General features: G+C 40.6%; 14 protein-coding genes and 1 riboswitch. Of the genes, 8 read left to right on the plus strand and 6 right to left on the minus strand.

Annotation, left to right across the window (positions count from 1 at the left end):
• Positions 1-16 precede the first annotated feature (16 nt).
• On the minus strand, positions 17-1,339 hold the full coding sequence (locus I6F47_RS05075) for a sodium-dependent transporter (RefSeq protein ID WP_197183458.1): 1,323 nt from the start codon (positions 1,337-1,339) through the stop codon (positions 17-19).
• Between the two features lie 141 nt (positions 1,340-1,480).
• Here I6F47_RS05075 and I6F47_RS05080 point away from each other — a divergent pair, with 141 nt between their 5' ends.
• Positions 1,481-2,239 (plus strand): 4'-phosphopantetheinyl transferase family protein, encoded by a 759-nt coding sequence (locus I6F47_RS05080; protein WP_197183459.1) that lies wholly within the window; start codon positions 1,481-1,483, stop codon positions 2,237-2,239.
• Positions 2,240-2,298: 59 nt separating this feature from the next.
• On the opposite strand, the gene lysC is transcribed toward I6F47_RS05080, so the two are convergent.
• Together lysC and nhaD are read right to left on the minus strand one after the other, a co-directional pair.
• Positions 2,299-3,702 carry a lysine-sensitive aspartokinase 3 gene (gene lysC / locus I6F47_RS05085; protein ID WP_197183460.1) on the minus strand — a complete coding sequence of 468 codons (1,404 nt, stop codon included), beginning with the start codon at positions 3,700-3,702 and terminating at the stop codon, positions 2,299-2,301.
• A 75-nt stretch (positions 3,703-3,777) separates the two neighbouring features.
• A riboswitch (Lysine riboswitch) is annotated at positions 3,778-3,950 on the minus strand.
• A gap of 101 nt (positions 3,951-4,051) precedes the next feature.
• Complete coding sequence (gene nhaD / locus I6F47_RS05090) at positions 4,052-5,299, minus strand: sodium:proton antiporter NhaD (protein ID WP_007375803.1); 1,248 nt, start codon at positions 5,297-5,299, stop codon at positions 4,052-4,054.
• 222 nt (positions 5,300-5,521) lie between these two features.
• Here nhaD and I6F47_RS05095 point away from each other — a divergent pair, with 222 nt between their 5' ends.
• From I6F47_RS05095 to I6F47_RS05110, 4 genes are all read left to right on the plus strand, one after another.
• The gene (locus I6F47_RS05095; RefSeq protein WP_197183461.1) at positions 5,522-6,793 is read left to right on the plus strand and encodes a hypothetical protein; all 1,272 of its coding nucleotides are present in this window, start codon (positions 5,522-5,524) and stop codon (positions 6,791-6,793) included.
• Positions 6,794-6,796: 3 nt separating this feature from the next.
• Positions 6,797-7,345, plus strand: coding sequence for a condensin complex protein MksE (locus I6F47_RS05100; RefSeq protein WP_197183462.1), 549 nt, complete (start codon positions 6,797-6,799; stop codon positions 7,343-7,345).
• Positions 7,342-10,116 carry an ATPase gene (locus tag I6F47_RS05105; RefSeq protein WP_197183463.1) on the plus strand — a complete coding sequence of 925 codons (2,775 nt, stop codon included), beginning with the start codon at positions 7,342-7,344 and terminating at the stop codon, positions 10,114-10,116. The genes I6F47_RS05100 and I6F47_RS05105 overlap by 4 nt, the downstream gene beginning before the upstream one ends.
• Positions 10,117-10,522: 406 nt before the next feature.
• On the plus strand, positions 10,523-11,074 hold the full coding sequence (locus I6F47_RS05110) for a DUF4136 domain-containing protein (RefSeq protein WP_007581899.1): 552 nt from the start codon (positions 10,523-10,525) through the stop codon (positions 11,072-11,074).
• Between the two features lie 299 nt (positions 11,075-11,373).
• Here the strand turns inward: I6F47_RS05110 and I6F47_RS05115 are convergent, their stop codons facing one another.
• Entirely contained in the window at positions 11,374-11,862 is a 489-nt protein-coding gene (locus tag I6F47_RS05115) for a peptide-methionine (S)-S-oxide reductase (protein ID WP_197183464.1), read from the minus strand.
• Positions 11,863-12,049: 187 nt separating this feature from the next.
• Here I6F47_RS05115 and I6F47_RS05120 point away from each other — a divergent pair, with 187 nt between their 5' ends.
• Complete coding sequence (locus tag I6F47_RS05120) at positions 12,050-13,915, plus strand: TonB-dependent receptor plug domain-containing protein (RefSeq protein WP_197183465.1); 1,866 nt, start codon at positions 12,050-12,052, stop codon at positions 13,913-13,915.
• Positions 13,916-14,023: 108 nt separating this feature from the next.
• Here I6F47_RS05120 and I6F47_RS05125 read toward each other — a convergent pair whose 3' ends face one another.
• Positions 14,024-14,494 (minus strand): hypothetical protein, encoded by a 471-nt coding sequence (locus I6F47_RS05125; RefSeq protein WP_197103238.1) that lies wholly within the window; start codon positions 14,492-14,494, stop codon positions 14,024-14,026.
• Positions 14,495-14,698: 204 nt separating this feature from the next.
• On the minus strand, positions 14,699-14,962 hold the full coding sequence (locus I6F47_RS05130) for a YkgJ family cysteine cluster protein (RefSeq protein WP_024612699.1): 264 nt from the start codon (positions 14,960-14,962) through the stop codon (positions 14,699-14,701).
• 169 nt (positions 14,963-15,131) lie between these two features.
• On the opposite strand from I6F47_RS05130, the gene I6F47_RS05135 reads away from it, so the two are divergent.
• Both I6F47_RS05135 and I6F47_RS05140 read left to right on the plus strand, forming a co-directional pair.
• Positions 15,132-16,310, plus strand: coding sequence for an efflux RND transporter periplasmic adaptor subunit (locus I6F47_RS05135; protein WP_197183466.1), 1,179 nt, complete (start codon positions 15,132-15,134; stop codon positions 16,308-16,310).
• A gap of 2 nt (positions 16,311-16,312) precedes the next feature.
• Positions 16,313-19,462 (plus strand): efflux RND transporter permease subunit, encoded by a 3,150-nt coding sequence (locus tag I6F47_RS05140; protein WP_197183467.1) that lies wholly within the window; start codon positions 16,313-16,315, stop codon positions 19,460-19,462.
• Positions 19,463-19,510: the final 48 nt, after the last annotated feature.

The raw sequence follows: 19,510 nt of genomic DNA on the forward strand, positions 1-19,510 counted from the left end.
TAGGGCTTAGATAAAATTAACCAAAGGCAACGTTTGCAAATACCAAGGTCATTAATATTGGGCAAACAAAACGAATATACTGAGCAAACCAGTAATGTACGCCGGTTGTTGCTTGATGTAATTTATTACCACGCTGCCACATCCAACCTACCGTAATAAAGTAAAACAAGCCCATAAGCGGCAATTGGTATTGGGTAAATAGCATAATAACTAAGCCAAATAACCAATCAAAATTTAGTATAATTGCGCTTGCACACACAAGTACAACGGCGCTTACTGCCCATGTTGCTTTGGTGCGGCTAACGTTGTGATTTTCAACTAAAAACGCTACCGGAATTTCGGTGGTCGATATAGTTGACGTAACCGATGCGATAGACATTAATACAAAAAACAATAAACCGACTAATAAACCAATTTCACCCATGGTGCTAAATAGCTCAGGTAAAATAGCAAAAATAAGCTGCCCTTCGCCAATCAGTTTACCACCACTAAATACTTCAACACCGTTGTGCTGCGCCACATAAATAGCAGGAATAATAAGTAACCCCGCTAAAAAAGCAACGCCAGTATCAAGTAAGGCAACACCTACTGTAAGCTTTGGTAAATTAGCATCTGGTTGTAAATACGAGCCGTAAATCATCATACAACCCACTCCTAGTGAGAGCGAAAAGAACGCTTGCCCCATTGCAGCAATAATTAAATTAGGGTCGAGTATTTGGCTAAAATCAGGAATTAAATACGCGGCAAAGCCTTCGCTTGCGCCATCAAGTGTTGCAATGTAGGCAATTAAACCAACAAGCAATACGAGTAGCAGTGGCATTAAACGGCGCGACCAGGTTTCGATTCCCGATTTAACACCTTTTAAAATAATACTGGCAGTTAAAATAAGCATAAGCGGCGTAAATACAAAATTACGCAGCACTGAGTCGCTATGTAAAAACTCGCTTGCGCCTGTAAACCCAAAAAAGGTGGTTATGGGTTCAATAGCGTACGAGAGCATCCACCCTGCCACTATTGAATAAAAACTTAGCATAACAACTGCGCCCGCAAGGCCAATATAACCTGCTGCCGCACCTACTTTACGGTTAGTGTTTTGCCATGCATCGCCCAATGCTTTTACAGGATTAGCTTGTGCTTTGTGACCTAAATAAAGTTCGGTATACAGCGCAGGAAGCGCAAGTAAAAATATAACAATAAAGTAAACCAGTAAAAATGCACCGCCACCATGGTTGGCCGCTTGCGTAGGAAAACCCCAAATATTACCTAAACCCACTGCTGCGCCAGCAGCGGCTAAAACAAAACCAAGTCGGCTTTGAAACCCATCACGCACTTGTGCCATACATCTACAAATCTGTTATTATTTTGATTATTGTGAATTAAACCATATTTCATGCCAGCTGAGTAATAAAATTGTACCCAGCCTTTATTAGTGGCACTAACCGCTCACAATATCAGCGACTTCTTTTGCTTTAGGGCTTTTATGACTGAACACTATTTTAAAAATGCCTTGAGTATTACTTCAACTCAATTGGCAAACTTGTCTTTAGCGAGTAACAGTATTTTATTATTTAATGCTAAAACACTTGAGCTTAGTGACTTTAATTTGCCCGATTGCTTAAGCCCATTTGAGTTAACTATTATAAACCGCCGTAAAAGTCCGCAAGCTAAGCAAGAGTATTTAGCTACGCGGTTATTGTTAAAACACCTTATTAAAATAGCGCAGCCGCAATATGCGCACGTAGCGCTTAATAAAATGAGTACCGAATTTGACGAGGCAAGCTCAAAACTGCAAATACACGTGGGTGATGATGTTATTAATACCTGTATTTCGCACTCGCATGGTTTAGTTGGGGTTGCGCTAAATTTTGATAAAAGTGAGTTTGGGTTTGATATTGAAAAAGTAAGCCTAAAGCGCCCGTTTGAAAAGCTCGCTAAGCATTTTTATCATAATGATGAAATTACACTTATCACTGAGCCTACTAATACCCAAGCCCAAGCAGATACGTTTTTTAGAATTTGGACATTAAAAGAGTCACTTGCTAAAGCCACCAGCCGCCCTATTGCAAAATTACTTAGCCCCAATGTGTTTGACGAATTACATAGTGCAAAGCTTAGCGCTTGCAGTAATAGCATTACTGTAGCTGATAGCAGTGACAACAATGTTTGTTTTGATGTGAGTGTGGTGCATAAAAAAAGCACCGACTGGCGATGCTTTTTATTAACCGACTTTGTTAAGTAACTTTACTAGGTAGTTTTACTAGGTAACTTTACTAGGTGCTTTTCCTGAATAACGATTACTTACGCAGCAAAATCGTTTTCTAATAAACGGCTATGAATAGACTGCACTACGTTATCTGACTCAGTTTGCTCTACTAAAAAGCACAAGTTGTGCTTACTAGCACCGTGACAAATTAATCGAATGTTAAAGTCTTTTAGTACACTCATTAAGTTCATTTCGTGTTGGCGTAATTGAATCTCAGAGCCAATAAGTGCTACCAGTGTTAGGTTGTTTTCTACCGAAACATGGCAAAACTCTGCAAGCTTATCTAGGCATTCTTGATCAAGCTCTGGGCGCGATGCGTTTTGCGCGTTATCAAGGGTTATAGCTACGCTGATTTCTGATGTGGTTACCAGATCTACCGATATATTGTATTCACTTAATAGTGTAAATACGCGTGCTAAAAAGCCGCTTGCTAGTAGCATTTCTGGGCTTTTAAGCGTAAGCAATATTTGGTTTTTACGTTGCGTTACTGCGCGTATACCTGGTTGCTGCGACTTTTCGCGCTCAATCCACGTACCGCCACGCTCTGGCTCTCGGCTAGATCCAACAAACACATTAATGTGGCTTCGGCTTGCTGGTAATATAGTTGCTGGGTGCAATACTTTTGCGCCAAAGGTCGCCATTTCGGCGGCTTCGTCAAAACTTAAACGTGCAATGGGTGTCGCTTTTGCGCACAAACGCGGGTCGGTGCTAAAAATACCCACTACGTCGGTCCAAATATGCACGCTTTTAGCGTTAATTGCTTCAGCTAATAATGCGGCGCTGTAATCAGACCCACCACGTCCAAGCGTTGTTGTTTGACCGTACTCGTCGCTGCCAATAAAGCCCTGAGTCACAATTACCTGCTCATCTAATAACGGGATTAAATGTTCTTTAGCGGCTTGCGCTGTAGCTGCAACATTGGGCGTTGCTTTACCAAATTGGCTGTCGGTTTTAAGTACCTTGCGCACATCAAAGCGATCGGCGTTTAAACCTTGTAAACGCAGCACCTGAGCAAATAAATACGACGACAAACGCTCACCAAAGCTAAGTAGCTCGTCGTGTTGCTGATCGGTTGTTAGTGACTCTTGAGCCAACGTTTGAAATGCTTTTAGGGTTTCGTTAAAGCCAACCGCTAAATCGGCATCTAGCGATAACTCATCTAAAATAGCGTGTTGAATAGCAAGCACGCCGTTTATGTGTTCTTGGCGCTCACTTGAGGTAATACTTGATTTACACAGTGCAACTAAGTGGTTAGTTACGCCGGCACTAGCGCTCACGGCAACAATACGTACGCTTTTATCTGCAACAATAATTTCGCTACAGCGACTCATCGCTTCAAAGTTTGCAACACTGGTTCCGCCAAATTTGGCAACGATGTAATCTGATTTTGCGCTTAACTCTGTTTTAGGCACTGTTTGTGGCGCTGATTGGGTAGTCATTTAGTCTCCTTTCGCGATATCCAAATCGCAATAAAACAAGAAGAACTTGGCAAAGGAATGCTTGAAGATAAGTCCACTGCCAGAAGCTCTCCACCTATATTGGTGACAGTTTTGAGGATTCAGCCCCATAAACCGAAAAACAATGACGACGTATCATTATTTTCCTCGGCGAGTACTTCCCTCCTTAATGATCATCGGCTTTCGTCGCCTAACATTAAGTACCTAAGTATCGCACCTCTTCTGAATGCTTTATTAACCAATGGCCAATAAAACAAAACCCCACTAAGTAGCGGGGCTTTGAAAGTTATCGTTTAGACGTCTAGCTGTCAAGCATTTAATAATTTATGAGTTAAATAAAACTGCCCATGTAATACGAGCCCGCATACCCAACCGTGTAACAAATTAATAAATGCAGCGATAAACGCAAGTAGCTCATAAAGGTAAGCGCTTTAACTTTGCTCATGGCAATAATGCCCGCAGCCGACCCAATGATAAGCATTGAACCGCCCACGCCCGTTGCATACGTAAACGACAACCAGTGCTGTTGGCTCATTACTATATCGGCTTTTAATAAAGCAGCAGTAAGCGGTACGTTATCGACCCCTGCTGATAATATGCCCATTAAGTAGTTTGCGTACTCGGGTGCCATTACCGTATATAGGTCGGTAAATTTACTCAACATACCAATTTCTTTAAGTGCGCCTACAAGTAAAAGTACACCTACAAAAAACAATAATGTGTCGTATTCTATATCGCGAACAAAGTCGATTATGTCTTTGTTTATGTCTTTTTTGCGCATTAAAAATTGCGCGACTAAAAACATCACTGATAAGCCAAACAAAAAGGTGAGTAAAGGCGGTACGCTGTAAACTACACTCAGCATAAGTGTGCTCACTACGGTAGATAAAAATATAACAGCAATGGTTATGTCGGTTTTTTCAATGCGGGTTTTACCTGCACCAGCAAACTCAACTCGCCCTTTCATACCTATAGACAGTAACGCGGCTAGCAGCATAACGCTTGCAAGTGCTGGCGCTATAAGTAGTAATAAATGAGCAATGGTTACTTTGCCATCTAAAAATATCATTAGTGTGGTTACGTCACCTGTTATTAGCGATACCCCACCTGAGTTAACCCCAAACACAATAAGCGTGGCGTATTTAATGAGTTTTTTAGGTTCAAGTTTTAACGACATAACAACCGCGAGCGATATAAGCGTCGCTGTTACGTTATCTGAAATCGACGAAAACAAAAACGCAAAACCACCCACCAAAAACATGAGCTTTTTTTCGCTAATACTTTTTGGCATAACGCGGTGCACAATATTTTCTATAAACCCCTTTGAATTTAAATACGCTACAAAGGTCATTGCAGCCATTAAAAACAGCCATAATGAGGCAATTTCTAAAATATTTTCATTTAAAAGATGTTGAATTGTATCGGGGCTTTGCCCGTGTAGAGGGTATATAAAAAGAAGAATCCAGCAAAGCGTACCAAAAAACAGCGTGGTTTTAGCTTTATTTACATGGATTATATCTTCTATAACGATCAGTAAAAATGCAATCGCTATCAGGGTTAGAATAATCGAGGAAACCATGGTAGTTAAACAACCTTTGATATAGTTTTAAAGAACACACAAATAACATTCCATTTCATGTGCCTATTTTCGGCGCGAATTTTAGCACTGCCTCTATGCAAAAACTATTATTAAATGGTCTTAAAAACGAATACTATATACAGACAAGGTTAATTAAAAATACGTAATAATGAGTCTTCTAAAAGAACTCAATAATAAAATACTAGGATGTTGTAACCTCTTATGATCCCAGCTAAAAAGCTGCTAAACACCATAACCGAACATTGGGGTGTATTAGAGCTATTATTTAAACGTTTTAAAATGGCTGACTTTAGCCTAAAAGACGTACAAAACGCGATTAAGCAAAAGCAGCCTACGTGGTCAAACGAACGCATTTATAAAGAAACAAATCGTTTGTTAAACCAAGATATTTTAATTCCACTGGCTAAATCTTCTCAGCTTGAAATAAATCGTGCCATTGCCGATTTTGCTACGTTTTTACTGCAAGAAGAGCATTTAGGCTTAGCGCAAGAAATTAGCGTATTAGTAGACGACCTAGCACGTTTAGGTAACCGCCTAGATAACGCTGGCGAAATAGAAGACTTTGACGATTTACGCCGCTACAGCCGCATTATGGATGATCGGGTGCGTAAAATAATGAAGCTCTATACGCACAACGAAAACGCTATTTTAAATATTGTTGAACAAGCTAAATCAAATAATGCGGTGCAATCGCTGCAAAAGCGTTATAAAGCGGTAATAGAAGCGTTTGACGAATACATAGAGCCAATGCTTGAAATGGTTGATATTCGCGGTGAATTTCATGCATGTTTTACCCTCATTGAGGAGCAAATAAGTAAGCAAATACTGCACATTGAGCGCTCAGGTAAAGCGTACAACGACAAACGCATGCTTGAGCAATTACGTACCCGTATACTCGAAATGCATTTAGTGGGTAGAGAAAGCTTACGTAAAAGTGCCGACATGCTTATGCCGCTACGCGAAGAGTTACGCCGTAATAACTTAATTACTCGCCAAGCAGCCAAAGTACTTGGGCTTGTGCGCAAAAATGGCGTAGACAACATGCTAAGTGCTGTACAGCCACATTTTGTGAGCGACGCACAGCGATATTCGCTTGGTCAGCAACGTCATATTGTGGCTTACATGGCAAGCTTGGTTGAATTTGAACACGAAGAATACCAATTGCCAGATCAACAAGACGTGCCTGCATTTGTTACGCCTAATATTCCTGACTACAACGATGTTAAAACCAGCTTTGCTAAGCGCTTTAATAAAAAACGCAAAAAGGCTCAGCCCTTGCTGCAATTTTTAGACGAAAGCTACCCAAATCTCGATGCCGACGAAATGCTATTTTTGTATCAAAAATTAGTCAGCGACAGCGATATTAAAATAATTCAAAGCGATGAAAAAGCCCGCGTAAAAATTGCCGGTCAGCACTTTTCTTTATATCCATTTAATTCAGAGCCTCAGCCAGATTCAAAGGCAGGTAAATAAACCATGACACACATAAACTTAGACGAGCTAACCCACCTACAAGCCATTAATAAAAAATTAGTAGCGGGTTATCACATTTGCGAGCAAGACAACGTAATGTGGCAAGAGCTTGACCAACACATAGAAGACTACACCGCCCTATTTACCGCTTTAGGTAACGATTTAAAACGCGACAGCCGTGGCTTTTATTATTTTGGTAGCGACGAAAGCACACCCAATATGGGCAAAATATCTCGCGCTATCGCGCTCACTATTTACATTTTAATTGAGCACTACGCCAATACGGGTAAAGACCCAATGCGCGCATTGTTTGACGGCGTAAACGATTTAGAGCTTATGCAAACGCTGGTGCAAATTAACAAACATTTGTTTGATCAGCTTGAGATATTTTCGGGATCTGATTTGCGCAAAGACGTTTACCTGCGCATGGTGCGCTTAGGTTTAGCCCGTGAAGTAGAAGGCGGCTTTATGCTACAAGCGCCAATTCACCGCTACATAGATGCACTCATGGAAGTAAACGAAGAAACCTATATTACAGAGGACGAGGAATGAAAAATCTATACGGACTAAGTAAACTCGCCCTACTTAACACCGCAGGCTATGCAAAATGTGTGATCCCGCTTGATAAAAGCAGCTCTATTTGCGCGCCAAATAACACAGGTAAAAGCTCGGTTATTAACGCCCTGCAGTTTCCACTTATTAACGATTTACGCTTAACAGAATGGGACGGACACGATTTAGATGAAACCCGTAAGTTTTATTTTTCATCCGATCAGTCGTACATTTTACTAGAAGCTAACTTGCCTCATGGCTCGGTAGTAATAGGCGTTGCGGGACTTGGTAAAATTGCCGGTTACGCGCATCAGTACTTTTGTTATCAAGGAAAGCTTGATTTAGAGCAGTACACGCAAGGTAAAACTATTATTAAATTTACCAAGCTGTTCAACCATTTAAAATCGCTTAATTACAATCCTATTGAGCTTAAAGCACAAGAGCTCAACGCGCTACTTACTGGCGGCGCAACGCCTTTTGACGGCGACATTAACCTAAAAATGATCCCGCTTAATAATGTGCAAGACTCTTCTATTTATAAAGAAATATTTAGACGTATTCTTAACTTACACAAATTAGGCGCAAGCGACGTAAAACGCTTTATGCTACGCGTGTTTGAACGCCATATGTCGAACTCTAAGGTCGATTTTTATGAAGTATGGCGTCGCTCGTTTGATAAAGTAAATCGCTCAAAACGCGAATTAAAAGCCCTTGAGTCAATGCAAGAGCCAATAGCCGCGCTTGAATCAATGCTTGAAAACCAAACCGTGCTTAAAGGTAAATTAGCCGCGTATGCGCCTAAAATTGACCAAGCACTGATTGATTTTGATACCTATCAAGAATCGCAACTTAATGAGCTGGGTATAGCGCTTGAAGATATAGAGCACGAAAAACACGAGTTTGAGCAAAAGCAAAGCCTATACGTACAGCAATCGCGTGATATAGAGCGCAGACAAACTCAAATTGAGCAGTGGTTTTTAGATTACGATGCGCTTAAAAGCGAATTTGAACTGGTAAATAAAGCCACGCTTAAAACCAGCCTGACTCAGTTAAAGCAAGATTACGAGTCGCTTTCGCACTCTATAACCAGCGCACAAGGGCAAAGCCTACATACGCTTGACTACCGCATTAGCGAAACACAAAAACAAATTAAGAGCTTAAAGCTGCAACTTAAAAACCTTGAGTTTAATTTGTTTACCCGCATGCGCGAAGACCTCTCGTTAAAAGAAGTAGAAGAAATATCGCGGATTTTAAACCCAGATATTCTCTCGTTTGCAACCACCACTAATGGCGATATAACCATTGATGACGAAGATGCGTTTGGTGAATTTTTATCGCTACTTAGCGAAAACGTTAAAGGCGGTGTACTAACTCTGCCAGGTGCGAGCATTAAGCTTAAAAAGCTCTCGCCGGTGCAAATGCAAAGCGGCGAAAACAAGGAGCAATTAACCGCTCAGCTAAATGCACTTGAGCATTCACTTAAAGAATTTAAACAACAACGCGATGTTGCAGCAAACGTTGCCGACAAGCAAAAAGAAAAAGACGCGCTATACGATGAGCTTATGAGCGCTGAGAGCGCCCTAAAACGCTTAGAGCAGTTTGATATAATGCAACAGTCGGTTGAAGCGCAAGCCACGCTAAAAGAGCAATTATTAGCTGAGCGTGAACAAGTTGACGACTACTTGCAAGATATTCAAAAAAATAGTGGCTCAATTGCCGATCGTCGCTCGTTAATTAAATCGAAACAAGAGCAAATTAATCGCCAAACTGAGCGCTTACGCCAAGTTAAAAGCGAGCGAATTGACCACACGCTTGATTTATACAGCGGCAAAGTGACCCCGTACATGATTGATATTACGGTCGACTTTGATAACTTAAGCGACCTTGTTCATCATTTTAATAAAGACTGCCAAGAGCTGCGTAATTTTGACATAAACGTGCGCAACACCTATTTGCATGTGTATAACGCAGGTATTACTAAATTCGATAACGAAAATGACGAATACACTAAATACCAAAAGCTAATAAGCGCCTTTCATAATATTGATAACGAACGCGACGCTGTTGAGCGCCAAGCACGCGTTGCGCTTACCGAGGTGGCCGCAACTATTAAAGGCTTGCGAGAAGATTTAGACCGCCTTCGCCGCGAAATGAATAGCTTTAATAAAGGCATAAGCCAGCACCGTATTTCAAACCTGCAAGCGTTTAAAATTAACGTCATACCGCGCAAAATGCTGGTTGATAGTATAGATACAATTATCAGCACGTCGCATCAGTTTGAGCAAGGCGACACGCTTGATTTACTTAGCCAAGAACCGTACAGCGAAAATGCGGTAAACGAAGCGAAAGATCACTTAATTAAACTCGCCTCAGATAAAGCGGGCTTAACACTTACCGATTTATTTGATATTCGATTTGAAGTGGTTAACCGCGCAGGTGAAACAGAGCACTTTGAAAAAATAGATTCGGCGGGTTCAAACGGCACACGTATTACGATTAAGTTATTGTGTGGCATGTTGTTTATTCGTTACTTATTAAGTGACCAGGAACAAAACCTATACCGTATACCTATTTACATAGATGAAGCGGCCGACATTGACCCACAAAATCAAAAAGCAATTATAGAAACCGCACTAAGCTTTGGTTTTGTGCCTATATTTGCCTCAGTTAAACCACAAATAAGTTGTGACTACATTGTGCCTATTCGCTCGGTAAAAGACGGTGCACAAAACTGGGTAGATGAAAAAGATTGGATTGAAGTTGAACATTAAACTTTTACTGATGACTAATTAACAGAGGTTAATTAGTCGTTCAGCCTTAGGGCGTGTTGACCTTTGTGGATTGAAATTTGTTCAATTTAGGGGCAATTTAATCGCGGCGTGAGGTTTGTAACCTAGTGGGCTAAGTAAAAACCGAGCAACAAAGAGTTAATTGCCCCTAGGCAGAACCCTTCGGGCAGCGCATGTTTGGCATTTATGCTGCGTTATCACCTATTTATGGGGAATAACCACACTACATAGGCTCTGCCTTGCCCAAATACCAAACATACTGCTGCAAATTCAACCACGAAAGGTCAACACGCCCTGACAATTAGACTAATATTTAGGACGTTTAAATAATACACATTTAAACTATGTGTGTTATTTTAAATTAATGCATTTTATTGGAGCAAACGTAATGAAAAATATACTTATTGTTGCAGCGCTAGCACTTCTTACAGCCTGTACACAAACCCCAGATTGGGATTACGATAAATCAGCTAACTTTAGTAATTTTAAAACATTTGCTTGGGTAGAAAACGCCAGCCTAACTAAAGACACAAATAACTATCAAATTAATGGCCTAATGGAAAAGCGTGTTCGCACTGCCGTTAATGCAGAATTGAGCCAAACACTAGGTATGAGTTTAGTTGATGCAGCGCAAGCTGATGTACTTGTTAACTATCATGCATCGGTAGATAAAGAGCTTGAAGTAGATAACTTCAATATAAACTACCGCCCGCATTGGGGTTATTGGGGTACTGGTTTTCAACGCGATACAACTGCGCGTGAATACGAAGTGGGTACACTGATTATCGATATTGTAGATCGTGAATCTAACCAGCTAGTATGGCGCGGCGCAAAAGAAGGTCGATTAAAGAAAAATCAATCGCCAGAAAAGCGTGAAGCATCAATTAACAAAACAGTGAGCGAAATTTTAAGTAACTTCCCGCCGCAAAAGCAGCAGTAAGTTAAAATTAGCTATAAGTAAATTTTGAAAAAGCTCACAGTATGTGAGCTTTTTTGTAGGTGTGTATTTTTGGAACTTTTAAAATAAAGTAATTACGAGCTACGCCCGTCACGTCAGCAAGCTGCACGTCAACAAAATAAACACCGGATTAAACTTTACCTGTAGGCGCTAAGCTTGCTTGCGCGAGAAGCGATAGCTTCTAATCACTTACCTTTACCTAACGCTATATTCAACCTTAAATTACGAGCTGCGCTCGTCACGTCAGCAAGCTGCACGTCTACAAAAACACCGCGTTAAATTTACGATTTATACTTATGCAGTAACTCAAGCGGTATATGACAGTAATCATCAGGGTGATTAGTTAAGCGGTCTTGATGCTCAGGATCGCTTGGCACGTAGTTAGTTAGCAGCTCTACCCCTACCACAATTTTATCGGCATCACTTCGCTGGCTTATATAATTGCTAGCAACCTTTAAATGATCTTGGCTTTTGCTATAAATGGCAGTGCGATATTTAGGGCCTACGTCATCCCCTTGTTTGTTAACGCTATACGGATCAATAATCTCAAAAAAGAAGCCAAACAGCTCGTTTAAGTTAACCTCTTTTGTACTAAATATTACTTTTACACACTCAGCATAACCGTCGTATTCGCCTTGTGTGTTATCATTTTTTCCATTAGCCCGCCCTGCTTCAGTACTTATTACACCAGGTAAGTGCTTTAAAAACTCTTGCACGCCCCACAGGCAGCCACCTGAAAAGTAAATAGTATCTTGCTGTTTTATATTCATAATAAATGTGACCAAGTTTGTTAGATGCATTAACGTTGCAAATGATAATCAAATGCAGTTTTTAATGAATTAATGTACAATCGCGCCAAAATCGCAGTTGTTTAATTGAATTATTTTATCACGCCTTAAAAGTGTGTTCTGAATTTAATTGTTACCGTAATTGCATATAAAAAATGAGACACACAACATGAAATGGTCACCGCACTTTATACTCCCTGCACTGCTATGCAGCGCGAGCAGTTTTGCCTACGGCGAAGCTGTAACTGATAAAACTGAAGCATCACCGGCAATCGAAAAAATAACGGTTGAGGCATCGCCCACTGCAAACACATTACCTGTAGGTACATTTGACTCTCCAGTATCTAATTTAGAGTATGACCCACGTGTTGATTTACAATCACGTAATATGGCTGAAGCGCAAGCCGATGTAACTATACGTGGCGGTATTTTTGAAAATACCGGCTTTAGAGTTGGTAGTGCTACTTTACTTGACCCACAGTCTGGGCATTACTTTGCTGAAATTCCTATTGCACCGCAAATGCTTACCGGCCCTTATATTTTAACAGGCGCAGACAATGCACTTAATGGTGCTAATAGCTCTGTAGGCACTGTATCGTTTGGCTGGAAACCAATTAGCACGGGCGGCAGTGTATCGGTAGGTACTGGCACAAACGATTTTAACTTACAAAGCTTACATGCAGCTGTAAGTATGCCCCTTGAAGGCGCAAAGGATTGGAAGCTTGGTTTTGAAGGTGAGATTTCTCACTCACAAAGCGATGGCACTATTGATAACGGCGATCACGACTTTACGCGTGCATCGGGTCGCGTTCAATTAGCTGGCGCTGATTCTCAAACAGATTTGTTTTTTGGCTCACAAGATAAGTTTTTTGGCTGGCCAAATTTGTACACACCATTTGGCGTTAACGAAACAGAAGAGCTAGAAACCCGCTTATTAATGCTAAACCATAAGCAAAGTTATGCGCAGGACAGTAACTTTGAAGTGTCGGCTTATTACCGCACACACGACGATCATTATATTTACTCTCGCGAAAATCCAAGCTCTTTTGAAGCGTTTCACAAAAGTGAAGTGAAGTCGTTAGCGCTATCGGGGCATCATGCTCAAAGCGATGTATTTGCTGTAAATTATTCAGCACAGTTTATTGACGACTCAATTGAATCTACCACGCTTGAAAACAACTTTACCTCTCGTAAGTATTATAAATTAAGCGTATTGCCTGAATACAAAATGGCGCTTGAGGATAATAAACAACTTACATTTCGTTTAGGCGCTGCGTTTGACGATACAAATAGAGACGACTCTGAACTGTCACTTATTGGTGATATAACGCTTAATACACAAAACAGCAAAGGTTTTGAGCGCACGTTTTATTTATCGTACGCAGAGGCAAGCCAAGTAGCAGGCTATACCGCCATTGGCGGAAGTGATTCAGGCGGGTTATTTAGAAGTAATTACAATCTTGAGCGCGAAACGACTAAAAGCCTAGAGCTAGGTTTATTAGTTGATGAGCAAACTTGGCAACTTAATTCGGCTATTTTTTATCGCAAAGATGACAACTTAACCGATTGGACGTTTAATTTTGATTCAAGCTCTGCGCGCTTTGCAAACCCTGTAGATATAAATACGACGGGCATTGAGTTCTTAGCAACTAAACACTTTGAAACCACCGAAATTGTAGCGAGTTACACCTACCTTCATAAATCAGAAAATTACGGTGCGGCAGATATTGACGCTAGTTTTTACGCATTAAACTTTCCTGATCACCGCCTAACACTCGGCGCAGTGTGGAATCCTACTGATATATTGCAGTTTAGAATAGATAACGAGTGGCGCAAACAGCACGAAAATGCGCTGCGCGGTAGTGACGACGATGCTTTATTTACCCATTTAACGTTAAAAATTACGCCGCCAATGCTAAAAAACTTATTTATTACTTTAGCAGCAGATAACTTATGGGGTGAATCGTTTGAAGAGATACCTGGTACACCAGGGCGAGGTGAGCAATATACGTTAAGCGCAACGTATAGTTGGTAGAATTGAGCTATCACATTCAAAGACCTGTTTATTTAAGACAGGTCTTTGAATAAATATTCAGCAAAAAATAAACGGCATACTAAATATTAAGAGCTTTGATTACTCAGCTTATATTGAACCAGAACGACATTGTCTTTTTCTTAGCTCATTATCAATTTGTAAAGGGCGACTAAGCTCATCTGTAAGAACCTGCGAAACAACCGTACCGGTTTCAACTTCTTGTATCCAGATTGATATTTTATCCCCTTCCCTTTTTCTATTTAGCATGTAGCTTTTATCAGAATCTAAATTAACGTTAAAATTAACAAAAGCTTCTTTTTGACTATTTAAAACATCAGGGTTTGAAACACTCGCCTTTACCCATAAATCATGATCACCACTGATATACTGCTTTGGTTCAGCCCATTGTGTAGGTTTTTTGTTAAAGCACATCAAGTGGACATATTCTAGATCTACTCCCTGCTCTCTTTTAAAGTTTTCGAGTCTAAAGTGGCCTTCTTTAATATCGGTTTTAATGGGTAAGTTTGAACAACCTAATAAAGTCACACCTAATGTAAATGCTGTAAGTAAATTTTTCATTTTTCTTTCCTTTTAAAAATTAAGATTGAACGAAATCACCTATAAATGAGATTTATAAAAAGTATCTTACAATTTCCTATATTAGCAACAAAGTTAAATATGTCTAATATTTCGCCATTAAATAAATTAACGACTGCTTTTATTAACCTTATGAAGATTTTTATTAATAATATATTGTAAATAGATGTGTATTAAAAACGAGGATTAAGTTAGCTCTTCAAGCTCTGTAATAAGTGCTAAAGCTTGTGCATTTGTTGACCCGCACACATCAAATGTGGCGCTAAAATCACTACATACTTTAGGTCGGCTTGAATCACCAAATAACTTACATAAATTACGTTCGTCCAGCTGAATACAGCGCTCTCCGGCCTTTTTACCATTTGGCATACCTGGAATAGGCGAACTAATACTTGGCGCAATACAACATGCGCCGCAGCCTAGCCTGCAACTCATCGATTCGGTTTTCATAATATCCTCTGAATAAAACACACTTACTTTAATTCCTTTTTAGGAACGTAATTAGCCGCATGTTGAGTTGTAATGTACATATGTAATGCCTTGTTACATCTTAAAACGCCTTGTAAACACTTTATTGCGTATTATTGCTCTGTCACCACCAATTATGAAGGAATGCCTTGTGGCTACTACAAAACAAATAATACTCCCAATTGCTGTTTTAGCAGGCGGTATTGCTTTAGCTTTCGCCTTTATGGCAATGAAAAAACCACCCGAAGAAAAGCCAGAGCAAGATTTACGCCCTTTAGTTGCAACACAAAGCATACTTTTAGATTCTATAACGCTCGATGTTAAATCGTACGGCATTGTTAAACCAAAGGACCGTACCGAGCTGATAGCACAAGTTAGTGGGCAAGTTATTTCGGTATCAGATCAATTTGTTGAAGGCGCGTTTGTAAAGCAAGGCGATATTTTAGCACGAATTGATGCAAATGATTACGAGGCAGACTTTATTGAAGCGCAAGCAGGTTTAGCACAAGCAAGCTCAGCACTTGAAATAGAACGCGCACAAGCACATGTAGCAAAAGCTGAATGGGAGCGTATTAAATCGGACTCAAGCGAAGCTATTGCCTCAGAACTTTATTTACGTAAACCACAACTGGCCGAAAAACTAGCGCGTTACCGCTCTGCTCAAGCAAGTGTTAAACGTGCTAGCCGCAATCTTGAACGTACTTATATTAAAGCCCCATACGATGCCATTATTAATGAACGCACAATTAGCTTGGGTTCAGTAGTAAACCCAGGTAATAGTTTTGGTGCATTGAGTGCAACCTCAGTTGCAGAGGTACGTTTACCCGTTGCCGACCAAGAACTACAATATTTAAAAAATGGCGGCGTAGGCTCAAATGTTACATTTAACGCAGAATACGCGGGTAAGCAAACAATGTGGCAAGCCAAAGTAATTCGCACCGAAGGTGTGGTTGATCAAACAAGCCGTATGAGCTACTTGGTTGCACAACTTGCAACACCTTATGGCGATAAAACACGCCCTCTTCGTTTTGGTTCATATATTAACGCTACCATTGAAGGTCGCCCGCTTGATAACGCAATTATTGTTGCGCATCATTTAGTTAAAGATAATAAAATTGTAATTTTAAATGACGATTTAACATTATCGTTTAAAACTCTCAATATTATACGCGAAAAAAACGGCATGATTATAGCCAGCCAAGGGCTAAAAAATGGCGAGCAAATTGTTACCTCAGCGCTTGAGTATCCAACTGAAGGTATGGCAGTAAAAGTTGAAGATATTGCGCCTGATAAAACTGATGTAACTCAACTTGCGCTGAAAGAGGAATAATCATGAACACTCGTGAAACAGGGTTAATAGCATGGTTTGCCCGAAATCCCGTTGCTGCCAACCTACTAATGATATTTATATTAGTGGGCGGTATTTTAATGGCGATGACCATTCGCAAACAAATGTTCCCACAGTTTGAAAGTAACTGGATAAGCGTACAAGCGGTTTACCCAGGTGCAGCCCCGCAAGAAGTTGAAGAAGGAATAACCATAAAAGTTGAGGAAAACCTCGAAGGTATTGAAGGCATTAAACGCCTAATTACTTACTCTAACCGTGGTTTTTCACAAGCGTGGATTGAAATAGAAGAACAATACAATCCACAAGAAGTACTTGATGAAATTAAAGTACAAGTTGATTCAATAAACACCTTTCCTGCGGGAATGGAGCGCCCTGTTGTTCGCCGCGATAAGTTTGAGCAAGAAGTAATGATACTCGCGCTTTATGGCGACATGAGTAACTACCAGTTAAAAGAGCTTGGCAACGATATAAAAGACGAGTTACAAGCACTGCCTCACGTGAATCTTGTTAATTTTAACGGCGGCTTAGAATACGAAATTGGTATAGAAGTCAGCCCTGATAAACTGCGCGAGTACGGCTTAACATTTAGAGATATTGCAGGCGCTGTGCAAAACTTTTCGGCCAATATGTCGGCGGGGCAAATACGCTCTGAAAACGGTTATATTTCGATGCGTGTTGAAAAACAAGCCTACCGTGGTTTTGAGTTTGAAAAACTCCCCCTTATTACCCTTGCTGATGGCGCACAAATTTATTTAGGCGATGTTGCAACTATTAATGATGGCTTTGAAGAAGGTCTACAATATTCAAAATACAATGGTAAAAATTCACTCTCGTTTGAAGTAAACGCATCAAAAGATCAAGATATTACCGATGTAGCAAAAGTTCTTAAAAGCTACATGGCGGCTAAAGAGCCGCTTTTACCTGCAGGTGTTAAGCTATCTCCTATTGTTGATTTAACTTACTACCTTGAAGGTCGACTCGATATGATGGTCGATAACATGATTTGGGGTGGCTTGTTAGTAATGATAGTACTGGCACTATTTTTACCGCTACGCTTGGCATTTTGGGTAATGATGGGCTTACCGGTGTCTTTTCTGGGTGCCTTTTTGTTTATGCCTATTGGCTTTTTAGATGTAACAATTAACCTAGCCTCTCTTTTTGCCTTTATACTTGTACTCGGGATTGTTGTTGATGACGCCATAGTTGTGGGCGAGTCAGCCAGTGCCGAAATAGAAAAATACGGCCACACACTTGATAACGTTGTACGCGGTGTAAAACGCGTTGCGATGCCAGCAACCTTTGGTGTGCTAACAACCATTGCGGCATTTTTACCTCAAACACTCGCAACAGGCCCTGGCGCTGCTTTTTCTAAGGCAATTGGTGGCGTGATTATTTTATGTTTGATTTTTTCACTCATTGAATCAAAACTTATTTTACCTGCGCATATTGCAGCAATGAACCCGCGTAAACCAAATCCTAAAAACCTATTACATCGCTTACGTATGGTAATTGATAGTGGTTTAAAAGGCTTTGTGAATAACTACTACCTTCCTTTTGTTAGCCGCTGTATTCACTACCGCTATACCGTAATTGTTGGCTTTATGTGTTTGCTTATTGTAAGCGCAGGTATGTTTGCAGGTGGTTTAGTTAAGTTTGTACCCAACCCTAAAATACCGCACGACTTTCCCCGTATTGATATAGAGATGAACCTTGCTTCATCTGAGCAAGCAACGCTTGAAACTGCACGTAAAATAGAAAGCGTGTTGTTAAAGGTCGATCAGCAACTACAAGAGCAATACGGTAAACCGATGATCCGCGATTTATCGGTAAGCCTGCGCGGACGAACGCAAGCAAATATTATGGCCATTTTGGTAGAGCCTGACTTACGCCCTATCGACACCTTTGCCCTAAGTGCATTATGGCGTGAGCAAATGCCCGCTTTACCAGGCATTAAAACCATGACCATTCAAGACAGTATAATGAATGGCGGACGAGATGATGGCGACGTTAGCTTTAAACTTGAAGGCAAAAATGCTGACGAGCTAAAAGAAGTGGCTGGTAAATTAAAAGCCAAATTACAAACAATGGAAGGCGTTGGCGACGTAAACGATTCAATGCAAAGCGCTACCGACGAAGTGCAACTTGATTTAAAACCACTCGCTTACAGCATGGGTTTAACGCTTGCTGATGTCGCATCGCAAGTTAGCTTTAGTTACTACGGCTTAGAAGCGCAGCGAATATTGCGTGAAGGCGAAGAAATTAAAGTCATGATCCGCTATCCAGAAGACGAACGTAACTCAATAAGTGACATAGCAAGTGTGCGTATTATTACGCCTACAGGCGCTGAAGTACCGCTAAGTGAAGTAGCCGAAGTTAAGCTGGTTGACGGTGTAAACCGTATTCGCCGCGAAAACTCTAAACGTACTGTAAACGTATGGGCTGCGGTAAATACCGACCAAGCCGAACCATTTGCGATTGCAGAAGAAATTCGTGATGAATACTTACCAACATTACTTAAAAGCTACCCTGGCGTTACAAGTGATGTAGCTGGGCGCATTCAAGAAGAGATGGATAGCGCTTCAGAGCAGCTTCGTGATTTTGGTATATCAATGATGATTATATTTGCCTTGTTAGCCATTCCGCTTCGCTCTTACTCGCAGCCACTTATTATAATGTCGGTTATTCCGTTTGGTGTAGTTGGCGCGATGTTTGGGCATATGATTTTAGGTATGACCATGAGTAGCTTATCTATGTTTGGCATTATTGCTGTAGCGGGTGTGGTCGTAAATGACTCCCTCGTTATGGTCGATTTTGTAAACAAAGCCCGCGCTGAAGGTGTTTCGATTAAGGATGCTGTAATGCAAGCCGGTGCTCGTCGCTTTAGAGCGATATTACTTACCTCAATCACTACCTTTATTGGTGTAATGCCAATTATTTTTGAAACGAGTTTACAAGCTAAAATTGTTATCCCAATGGCTGTATCACTTGCTTTTGGTGTGTTATTTGCCACAGTAATTACACTAATACTTATACCGTGCCAGTATGTTGCACTAGAAGATACTAAGCGATTAGTACGTAAAATGCGTGGCAAGCCACCACTAGTAGATGCCCAACCAGCGCCTACAAATAGCTAAATTAAGTAACATCCCAACCAAAAAGGCTCGGCATACTATGCCGAGTTT

It is taken from the genome of Pseudoalteromonas sp. NZS37, assembly GCF_015864265.1.
GTDB classification, from domain to species: Bacteria; Pseudomonadota; Gammaproteobacteria; order Enterobacterales; family Alteromonadaceae; genus Pseudoalteromonas; species Pseudoalteromonas arctica.

Bases quoted from the DNA above. Each gene is read 5' to 3' on its own strand.
- I6F47_RS05075 (WP_197183458.1), bottom strand. From the start codon at position 1,339: ATGGCACAAGTGCGTGATGGGTTTCAAAGCCGACTTGGTTTTGTTTTA.
- I6F47_RS05140 (WP_197183467.1), top strand. From the start codon at position 16,313: ATGAACACTCGTGAAACAGGGTTAATAGCATGGTTTGCCCGAAATCCC.
- I6F47_RS05120 (WP_197183465.1), top strand. From the start codon at position 12,050: ATGAAATGGTCACCGCACTTTATACTCCCTGCACTGCTATGCAGCGCG.
- lysC (WP_197183460.1), bottom strand. From the start codon at position 3,702: ATGACTACCCAATCAGCGCCACAAACAGTGCCTAAAACAGAGTTAAGC.
- I6F47_RS05115 (WP_197183464.1), bottom strand. From the start codon at position 11,862: ATGAATATAAAACAGCAAGATACTATTTACTTTTCAGGTGGCTGCCTG.
- I6F47_RS05080 (WP_197183459.1), top strand. From the start codon at position 1,481: ATGACTGAACACTATTTTAAAAATGCCTTGAGTATTACTTCAACTCAA.
- I6F47_RS05110 (WP_007581899.1), top strand. From the start codon at position 10,523: ATGAAAAATATACTTATTGTTGCAGCGCTAGCACTTCTTACAGCCTGT.
- nhaD (WP_007375803.1), bottom strand. From the start codon at position 5,299: ATGGTTTCCTCGATTATTCTAACCCTGATAGCGATTGCATTTTTACTG.
- I6F47_RS05095 (WP_197183461.1), top strand. From the start codon at position 5,522: ATGATCCCAGCTAAAAAGCTGCTAAACACCATAACCGAACATTGGGGT.
- I6F47_RS05130 (WP_024612699.1), bottom strand. From the start codon at position 14,962: ATGAAAACCGAATCGATGAGTTGCAGGCTAGGCTGCGGCGCATGTTGT.
- I6F47_RS05105 (WP_197183463.1), top strand. From the start codon at position 7,342: ATGAAAAATCTATACGGACTAAGTAAACTCGCCCTACTTAACACCGCA.
- I6F47_RS05100 (WP_197183462.1), top strand. From the start codon at position 6,797: ATGACACACATAAACTTAGACGAGCTAACCCACCTACAAGCCATTAAT.
- I6F47_RS05125 (WP_197103238.1), bottom strand. From the start codon at position 14,494: ATGAAAAATTTACTTACAGCATTTACATTAGGTGTGACTTTATTAGGT.